We start from the raw sequence: 9434 nt of genomic DNA, 5'->3' as shown, positions 1-9434 counted from the left end.
TAAAGTTGCTCGTCAATTGAGAAGTGAAAACGAATCCGCCAAAATAGAAATCGATTTGGGAGAACGTTCTGAGGCAGCCATCAAACAATACGCCAAAACTTGTCGGATCGAAAAGTTAATTTGGATCGAAGCCGATGGTACTCTCAGGGAAGAAATCATTCAATCATAATCACCTGTGTCCATTACTAGAATTTCTCATACGGGCTTTTTGAGTTAGAGCGATCGCTTTGCGGCGAGTTTCCATTACCATACCTATTTCTTGTCTCAAGCGAGTACATTGTTCCAGAGCAACTTGCACGGTTTCGAGGGGTAAGATTAATACTTCCAAATCCGATAAAGCTGTTACCGTTACGGGACTAATATTTTTACCCGAAAGTGCCGATTCTCCGAAAAAATCCCCTGGGGCTAATCTAGCAACTTCGATTTCTCTTAAAGAGTTTTCTGGTTTTATCCCAACTGCTGCCTCACCCCTGACAATTACATAAAGCTCTTCAGTATGATTTCCTTGTAAGATTGCTTTTTCTCCTACACCAAAAGCCATTTCACTAGCAGCATGGGCTAAATCTGATAAAGTTTCGCGTTCTGCACTAGCAAAAGTAGGAAAACTATGTAAATGCTCTAAGTAGCCCTCGACTATTTCGGCAGAGTTAATTTTACTAGGTGGATTGTGATAGAGAGTGCGAATGGGAAAAGGAATATTTAAGCCATTACGTTCGGCAGCATACCAAACGCGAGTCATAAATTCATCCCTGATAATTGGCACTTTATCGTAGTCAGCTAAAAATAAGCGTACGCGATAGCCAATGGAAGAGTCATCGTAGGAAATAGTCTGGATGACTGGTTCTGGTTTATCTAATACTCCTTTAGTTGCCAAAGCAGTTTCTTTCATAACTCGTTTGACTTTATTAGGAGGATCGTCATAAGAAAAGCCCAGATCCACTGGTTCGACGTGAAGTTTCTGAGGACGGCGATAGTTACGAATAGTCGCCCCAGCTAATACTGCATTGGGGATAATTAACATTTCTAGTTCTCTAGTCAAAATATGAACCGAACGCCAGTTAATTTCAATCACCTTACCTTTAATGCTGTCTACTTCAATCCAATCCCCTTCAGTGAAAGGACGCTCGAACAGCAAAGCAACTCCAGAGAACAAGTTACCCAAAGTATCTTGCAGTGCCAAACCAATAACAATCGAACCTACCCCCAAAGCCGCAAACAGTCCCCCCAGATCTGTACCCCAAACCACAGAGAGAACGATCGCTATGCCGCAAAGAATTAAAAATACTCGACTTAAATCGCGAAATAGACGGGGAACATTGGCTTGCCAACTGCCACTTTTTGCGCCGTCAAATAGCAACCCGTTAATTACTGTCAAAGAACCATGTAGGGTAAATAGCCACAAGCCAGTTTGTACGATCCGTAGTGGGGTTGTATCTTGATTGAGCCCGACAATTTTGTTTAACAAAATAAACAAAGCCAAGCTGGGAAAAATTAAATTACGGACGATTTGCAAAGTAGCGGTCAGTAATTTATCTTTGTTTTTAACTCGATAAATAATTTCTCCCAAATACAAGGTCATCAGGGGAAAACCGATAATTAGAATTGCTCCCCAAACGAACCAATCCTGCTGCCAAAAAGAATTCTGCATAGATCGAGCGATATATTTTGATAGTTAATAGGGTTTGGTAGACCAGACGGGGAATTTTTCTGTACCAGACATTTCTATATCTTCGACTGGTTCAAAATCTTCAATAAATTCGGCAATACGATTGTGTACGCTTTGGGAAACCTGAATGGTGTTCCATTCTCCATGAGATTGCAAGCGATTGGCAACATTAACCGTGTCGCCCCACAGATCGTAAATAAATTTGTCTTTACCCACAATACCAGCCACTACCGAACCTGAATTTATTCCGATACGTAGCTTGAGATCGGTATTTTTTTCGCGATTAAAACGACGCAGAATACGCAACATCTCTTTGGCAAAATCGATGGTTCTCTTGGCGTGATCCAAACGAGGAACGGACAAACCACAGACAGCCATATAGCCACTACCGATGGTTTTATGTTTTTCTACTCCATATTTCTCGGCTGCATCATCGAATGCCATGACTAAATCATTGAGCAAACTGACAGTTTTACTAGCGGGAAGACTTTCAGATAGTTCGATAAAGCCTCCTAAATCGGCAAAAAGCACCGTAACATTAGAAAAACTGTCGCTAATACTGTCTTCACCTTTTTTAACTCTCTCTGCTACTGGTTCGGGCAGTATACTGAGTAATAGTTCTTCGTTTTCTTCATTTTTTTCTTGAATCAGTTTTTTTTGCCGATCTAAGTTATCTACCATCTCGTTAAAAGAAGTAGCTAGTTCGCGAAATTCATCTTGGGATTTTACTTTAACTTTTACCGTAGTATCCCCTTTTCCCACTTGACGAAAACCATCAATCAAAGCACGAATTGGTCGAATAAAGAAATAAGAAAGTATCGAGGCAATTAAAGTCACTAAGAGGACAATGATTGAAGTTGCCAGCAATACTTGACGTTGGAAAGCTTTAGTTGGTGCAAAGGCTTCTTGAGTATCAATTTGGGCATTAATCACCCAGTTAAGATCGTCTAGTTCTAGGGGGCGATAAGCATTTAGAGTTTCTACCCCACGATAATCATCGGAGAGTTCAAAACCTGTTTGATTGTCTAAAGCTTTCTTGATGGCTTCTGTGTCTACTTCTTGATTTAAAATCGAACTATTAAATTTTTTAATAAAAGAGATTTTATCTTGAGAAAGTCCTTCTGCTTCTATAGCTTTAAAATAGGCTTCTGGTTCTTCGAGCAGAAAGCGAGAGTTGCTACGCATTCCATAATCAGAACCAACCAAATATGTTTCTCCCGATTTTCCCAAACCTTCTTCTTGCCAATCATTATTACCAGTCATGACATTATTAATTTCGTCTGCTGATAATTGAAAGGCTAAAACTCCCGTCAATTCAGAACTATTAATATCGAATATGGGACTGGCAATAAAAGCTGCGGGTTCTGCTAGAGAAGCCCGATAGGGATCGAAATCGGAAATTGCTACATAATTTGGATCGTTAGCGTTGAGTGCCTTTTTAAACACTGTTGCCAAACCACTAGTAGAGTATGGTCCTTGGAATAAGTTCGTGCCAAAATCTGACTCTTTTTTGACGGTATAAACAATATTTCCTGTTTTCGCATCGATGAGAAATAAATCATAATAGCCTAACTGAGAAATAAAATTGTTATATATGGGTTGAACTATTTTGTGAATCCCACTGTATTCGCTACCATCGTTCGGATCGTTGAGATATTCTTTTTCCCCAATAGGATTGCTATTACCAGCAATGTAATGATACTGCAAATATCGAGCCGCACTATTTTGGGGTAAATAAGAATATAAAAGGGGTCTTCCTGCCGTATTTTCTGCTAATTTGGCTAAAAAATCTTCTTCGTAATACTCTTTGAGTTTTTCGTGCCAATTCAATTCTATTTCTGTATTTTCCAGTTCTTGATAGGCTTTGATAAAGCCAGCAACGGCATCGTTGACTCCTCCTTTACTAAAAGTTTGGATCTGAGCTCTTACCTGTTGAAAATACCGTTCAATTTGATATGCTTTAGATTCTCTAACGCTAATTAATTGATTTTTAATACTATTATTCAAAGCTTGGCGACCATTATCATAACCGACATAGGCGATCGCAATAATTGAACTAATACATACTCCGAGAAGCATGAGCATCAGTTTAGATTGAATGCTTAATTTCTGAATCAAGTTTCTCTATTCCTTTCGTTCTGAGGGTTTAAACAATGATTTATCGATGACCATACAGATTATTATGGCAATACTATCAAAACTTTACCCAAACTAAGTATTTTTGCTGCTAAATCTCAAATCTGGCAAAATTACGGAAGATTTTTTGAGCAACAAACTTTACTATTAAAGATAATCTAATTAAGCTCGATTAATTTTTTAATATTTCCTGTTTTACTTTAAACAATCCTTATTTTAAATCTAATTATTTTTAATGTCTTCTATTTATACTTTGATGCCAATTCTACAAAATAATACTCAAAAGTTGGAAGCAAATTCACCAGTAAATTCGGCTTCTGGTAAAACATTCATCATTTATCGAGCGCAAAATAATTTCGCCTCTAAATCTTATAAGGATTCACGTCATCTATTATCAATCAAAACCAAACTTCTCGGTCAAATTTTACAAGAAGCAGATTTGATCTCGTCTTTTCAACTAGAAACAGCACTTTTAGAGCGAGTTAAATATCCCAATCTACGTATCGGAGATATCTTAGTACAGAACGGAGCGATAGAATCCCAAACTGCCGACTTTTTTGTGCAAGACTGGTCGAAGGCAATTGTCGAACCAGAAAAAAATGCTTTGGGATATTATTTGGAAATGGCAGGCATTCTCAGTCATGAGCAAATAGAGGTCATTCTTGCCGAACAAAGAGCCACAGGGGTTAGATTTGGTACGGTCGCTGTATTTCAGGGATTTCTTAAATCTACTACTTTAGATTTTTTCATGACCAATTTGTTTCCTGAAGAAATGAATACATCGCCTTTTATTAATATGTACTGAAACATTTCTGCTAATGGCTTATTGTCGAAGATACTTGACTAATCTGATTAAACTACTGTACGCAGAATTCACAGTTTCAATCTGGATTGCTTTGTTATTTTGGCGATTGCCTTGTACCGTTTCTATTTAGGATGACTAAACATGAACTTAAGATTGGGAAAGCAGGAGACTATAGGACAAGAATAATCTATAGATCTAGTTATTAGTTATTAGTTATTAGTTTAAAAAACCTAGAATAAGTCAACTACGTATAGTATTTAACTTATTGATTGACTTGATATAGGTCATTTAATCAAAGGATAAGCAATTGTGCCTGTTTTAACTGAGCTACTAAAAACTAAAAACTATTCTCTTCGAGCAATTCTTTTATCCCGAACTCAGGTTAAATACTAGTAGATTGCAAAATTATAGGCATAAACTAATTTAACAATAACTTCCATATCTGATATTGCTGATTAGAAGTTGTGTCGTTTTTAACCCTTGGGAAAAATCTCTGCTACCAAGTAACTTGCGATCGCTCGTAGGTTACCTGAGCGTATACGGCAACGGTTTGTTTGGCAAGATCGTCCCAGCTAAAACGTTCTGAAATAGATTTATAGGCATTCTGCACTAAATTGCGACATAGTTCTGGTTTTTGCAGCACTTGTAAAATTCCTTCCGTCAAAGAATCAGGATCGTTGGCGTGAGTAATAATACCAGTTTGATTGTGAGTCACTACTTCGGGCAAACCTCCAGTATCGGAAACCACTACAGGAACTTTAGCTGCAAAACTTTCTAAAGCCACAATCCCAAAAGGTTCGTACAAACTGGGAAAAACCGCACAGTCGGCAATAGTCTGAAATTTATCTAAATCGGCATCGGACATAAAACCCGTAAAATGGCATTTTTCTCGAATATTTAGACAGTCAGCTTGGTGTTGAAGACGATCTGTATTTCCACCACCAATAATAAAGAGCTTTACTTGTCCCTCCATTGCTGCAATTATTCGAGGTGCAGCGTTCAATAATACAGAAATACCTTTTTCATAGGTCATACGCCCTACGTAATAGATAATTTTTTCCGCGTCCTTAGCAAAGCGACGACGAAATTCCCGAGCATCGAATCCCGATGGATGATGTTTTTTTTCGGGACGAATGCCATTATAAACAACATCAATTTTATCTGCTGGAGATTGAAATACTCTTTGTATTTCCTGACTCATATATTGACTGCAAACAATAATTCGCCAAGCTTCATGGGTTAATAATTTTTCTTTATCGTAGATATATTGTTGTTTTGTGTTGTGAATGCCATTGTAGCGACCGTATTCTGTAGCATGAATCGTGGCTAGTACGGGGATTTTAAAGGCGTGTTTGAGGGCAATAGCTGCATCTCCTACCAACCAATCATGAGCGTGAATCAAGTCAAAATCTTGGTGGCTATTTAAAAGTTCTTTTCCTTTTTTTTCCATGCTTTGGTTCATATTTACCACCCAATGAAAAAAATCATGACCGCGAGCTACTGGACAGCGATATAAATGAATTCCTTCAACTAATTCGTATTTAAGAGTAGAACCAGACTCAATAGTAAGGAGATGAATTTCGTGACCCAAATTAACGATTTCTGGATATAATTCTGCTACGTGACGGGCAATCCCTCCAACTATACGGGGAGGAAATTCCCAAGCTAGTACCAAAATTTTCATGACTTTGATTCCTCACACGATCGTATTTATGGGTAGCTATAACTTTATCTAAACTGATGGCTCTCTGTCTTTTTTTAAGATTTACTTTATATTTAGTCTGACTCTATTTAAGCTATTTGCCCATATTACACATTAATATTAATCGTATTTATCCCATCTGTCTTGATTCTCAAAAATAAATAGTAGCAAAAAGAGGTCGATTCTTGATTTTACTAGTTGGCATATTTTGTTTAATAACGTTTAATAAAGCTAAAAAAATGCAAAATATTAGTTAGACTTCTATCTTGAGCAATAAATTAAATTACAACTAAATATAATGAATATACATATTACTATAGCTTCTACTTTAGCCAGTATAGATTCTAAAATTGAAGATAATGCTCGAAGTCTGACTCCCGCTCAATATGAAATCACTCGTCAGGTTATTTACCACACCGCTGATTTTGAATATTATTCTCAGCTTCAGTTTGACAAAGATGCTCTAAATTGCGGATTTACAGCCTTGAAAAATGGTTTGTCGGTTGTAGTCGATGTTCCTGAAATTCAAGTTGCTATTGTTCCTCAACTCCAACAAACTTTCAAAAATCCAGTTTACTGTTGTGCTACTACGGGAAGAGGAAGCGATCGCGATCGAAGTAATGCTGCCTCTGGTCTTGATATTTTAGCAAAAGATCGCCCTAATGGTATTTTCGTAATCGGACAAGATCCTGATGCCCTAAATACTTTAGTGGGACTAATTCAAAACAAAACGATTAATCCTAGTTTGGCGATCGCAACTTCACCCTCATTACTAGATTTGGATGCCAAGCAATTTTTTCAAGCTGCTAATATTCCTACTATTTACATTAATAGTCCCAAAGGTTGCGCTACAGTGGCTTCAGCGATCGTTAATAGTCTTGTTGCTTTATCTTGGCGAGCTAATTGTAGTTGAGAAAAGATAAATTTTCTAGCGATCGCGACGTTTGTAATTACGATGGCGACTGCGACGGGCAACCCTACGAGGACTAACCCCTCCTAGTTGACGACTGACTTCAATAAAAATATCTCTTTGAATGTAGGGATATTGTCCAACCCATAAGTTTTGTCGGGGAATATAAGCATCAGAGATTTTATCAATTTGGCGCAAATCCGACTTATTAGACAATAATAACAGTTCGGCAATTTCTCCTGGTTTAATATTTTTATAGATTCTTTGTAGAGGAGCTTGAACTTCTACTTCAAAGCCAGTTTGATCGCCCAAAACCAGATTAATCCAACGTTCGCGATTTTCAACAATGACTAATTCTCCCCGTTGGTTGACAGTTTCTTCTTCGCCAATCAATTCTTCGGTTAAATAGACTTCTAACACTTTACCCCGCCAAAAACCACCATATTTAAACCGACGGTTAGCTGCATTACGCAAACTAGCTTGATACACGGGAAGCCACAGCCAATAAAGAGCAGCAATCCCACCAATTAGAAAAATCAAAGCTTCACCGCGATCGCCAAATAGCAAATCTAGAATCAGTACTACTACAATTGCTACTACCGAAACTAAAACTCGATTGAGTAAATCCGACCATTTTCCCCAGTAATAGGCGTATTGTTGTCCCGTAGCAATCAAAGGAATCAGTTGTTCTAATTTTTCTCTAGTTAAGGGCTTAAGCATATCAACAATCTACAGTAATTTGAAGACTAAACTAAAAAGAGTGAAATTCAAGCTTTTTAATTCACATTCTCCCAAGATTTTTAATTATTCTAAATATTGATGAAGAGTATAACCTGTAAATTATTTGAAGAGATGAGAAAAATAACCAGGACTCATTGGCACAACTCGATCTCATTCTGCCCAACTCAAGAATTTATCTAAATGTGGGTCGATGTATAATTATAGTTATCCTTGGCAGGGAGCTATAGGTATTGCACTATCACTTAATACTTATAGCTTTTAACTTTACAGCAGTTTATTTGGTAATTGTGATAGTCAATCTATCTTAAAAATAGAAATAGGCAATATTTAACATGAATTTCCCATCGTTTATCTCTTGTTTTTTAAAACTATATATCCCATGATTCGATCGGACTTTGATTTAATGTAATTTAATTAGTCATTGTACGCGATCAAATTTTGATCTTATAACCTCCCTTTGATTGATTAAATAAATACTAATTACCGTTAAAAACACTCCTAAAGATTGCAAAGGACTAAGAACTTCTGCTAATAAAATCGTACCGAATAATAAAGCAAAAATGGGAGTTAAAAACGTTAGTGCGCTCAAGCTAGTGAGATTTCCTTTAGAAGCCAGATAAAAGAAAATACCATAGGCAATCGCACTGCCAAAAACCGTCGCATAACTTAAAGCCAACCAGTTTTCTAGAGAAAGATTGCTCCATTGCTCTGTTTCTCCCCACCAAGACAAACCAAATAAAGGCAAACCACCTAAAATCATGTGCCACCCTGTCGCCACTACAGGATCGCTATGACGGCTAATATAAGGAATCATTACCGTACCTATAGCCATTGACAATGAGGCTAATAACATCAACCACTCCCCATTCTCAAACAATCCCCACCAATCTAATTCTACAGCAGCAAAATTTCCAGCAAATATGCTATAAATCCAGCGATCTGGCAAGCCAATCGAACTAATACCCAATACTCCGATAATTAAACCCAACCAGCCCCAAAAACCAATAACTTCCCCAAATAAAATATTAGATAGCAAAGCCACTGCTAGGGGTTGAGAATCAATCATTACCGAACCCAAACCAGCACCTGTTTTAACGATTCCTTGAGCAAGAAACCCTTGAAACATTGCTCCATCGACCAAGGCAAAAGCCAAAATCCACAACCAAGCAGTTGGGGTTCTTGGTTGGGGTAATTTCAAAATAAATGCTGTTAAAAGTACCAATATTCCCGCAGGTACTAAGCGTACTCCAGCCATAAAAAAAGGTGTTGTATGGGGAATCACCCCCTTCATGGCTACCATCGCCGTACCCCAGAGGAAAAACGGGGCAATCAATAACACAGCTTTAAAAAATGATGGAGTTGAGTTGGAACTGACTTGCATTCGTAAATTAAGTATAGATACTGCTTTTAATGAGTTTACTTAATTTTCAGCAAATTTGTAGTTTTGTTAAGGAAGTACTAGCCCTAAAAGGCG

7 protein-coding genes are annotated in these 9434 nt (G+C 37.5%); 2 read left to right on the top strand and 5 right to left on the bottom strand.

Annotated elements, in window-relative coordinates; translation table 11 throughout:
* Positions 1-169: 169 nt before the first annotated feature.
* Positions 170-1648: a mechanosensitive ion channel domain-containing protein gene (locus AC33VI_RS14745; RefSeq protein WP_491783023.1), complete on the bottom strand. Its 1479-nt coding sequence runs from the start codon at positions 1646-1648 to the stop codon at positions 170-172.
* A 24-nt stretch (positions 1649-1672) separates the two neighbouring features.
* Entirely contained in the window at positions 1673-3751 is a 2079-nt protein-coding gene (locus tag AC33VI_RS14740) for an adenylate/guanylate cyclase domain-containing protein (protein WP_491783022.1), read from the bottom strand.
* A 286-nt stretch (positions 3752-4037) separates the two neighbouring features.
* Here AC33VI_RS14740 and AC33VI_RS14735 point away from each other — a divergent pair, with 286 nt between their 5' ends.
* Entirely contained in the window at positions 4038-4607 is a 570-nt protein-coding gene (locus AC33VI_RS14735; protein ID WP_491783021.1) for a hypothetical protein, read from the top strand.
* A 496-nt stretch (positions 4608-5103) separates the two neighbouring features.
* On the opposite strand, the gene AC33VI_RS14730 is transcribed toward AC33VI_RS14735, so the two are convergent.
* Positions 5104-6291, bottom strand: a complete 1188-nt coding sequence (locus tag AC33VI_RS14730) for a glycosyltransferase family 4 protein (RefSeq protein ID WP_491783020.1) — start codon at positions 6289-6291, stop codon at positions 5104-5106.
* 316 nt (positions 6292-6607) lie between these two features.
* Here AC33VI_RS14730 and AC33VI_RS14725 point away from each other — a divergent pair, with 316 nt between their 5' ends.
* The gene (locus AC33VI_RS14725) at positions 6608-7222 is read left to right on the top strand and encodes a precorrin-8X methylmutase (protein ID WP_491783019.1); all 615 of its coding nucleotides are present in this window, start codon (positions 6608-6610) and stop codon (positions 7220-7222) included.
* Between the two features lie 15 nt (positions 7223-7237).
* On the opposite strand, the gene AC33VI_RS14720 is transcribed toward AC33VI_RS14725, so the two are convergent.
* Entirely contained in the window at positions 7238-7939 is a 702-nt protein-coding gene (locus tag AC33VI_RS14720; protein WP_491783018.1) for a DUF8619 family protein, read from the bottom strand.
* Positions 7940-8378: 439 nt separating this feature from the next.
* Complete coding sequence (locus tag AC33VI_RS14715; protein ID WP_491783017.1) at positions 8379-9341, bottom strand: DMT family transporter; 963 nt, start codon at positions 9339-9341, stop codon at positions 8379-8381.
* Positions 9342-9434 lie beyond the last annotated feature (93 nt).

It is taken from the genome of Waterburya sp., from assembly GCF_058530065.1.
The sequence above is the reverse complement of the archived record's forward strand: the minus strand, read 5'-3'. Positions and strand labels throughout refer to the sequence as shown.

Bases quoted from the DNA above. Each gene is read 5' to 3' on its own strand.
- AC33VI_RS14745 (WP_491783023.1), bottom strand. From the start codon at position 1,648: ATGCAGAATTCTTTTTGGCAGCAGGATTGGTTCGTTTGGGGAGCAATT.
- AC33VI_RS14740 (WP_491783022.1), bottom strand. From the start codon at position 3,751: ATGCTCATGCTTCTCGGAGTATGTATTAGTTCAATTATTGCGATCGCC.
- AC33VI_RS14735 (WP_491783021.1), top strand. From the start codon at position 4,038: ATGTCTTCTATTTATACTTTGATGCCAATTCTACAAAATAATACTCAA.
- AC33VI_RS14730 (WP_491783020.1), bottom strand. From the start codon at position 6,291: ATGAAAATTTTGGTACTAGCTTGGGAATTTCCTCCCCGTATAGTTGGA.
- AC33VI_RS14725 (WP_491783019.1), top strand. From the start codon at position 6,608: ATGAATATACATATTACTATAGCTTCTACTTTAGCCAGTATAGATTCT.
- AC33VI_RS14720 (WP_491783018.1), bottom strand. From the start codon at position 7,939: ATGCTTAAGCCCTTAACTAGAGAAAAATTAGAACAACTGATTCCTTTG.
- AC33VI_RS14715 (WP_491783017.1), bottom strand. From the start codon at position 9,341: ATGCAAGTCAGTTCCAACTCAACTCCATCATTTTTTAAAGCTGTGTTA.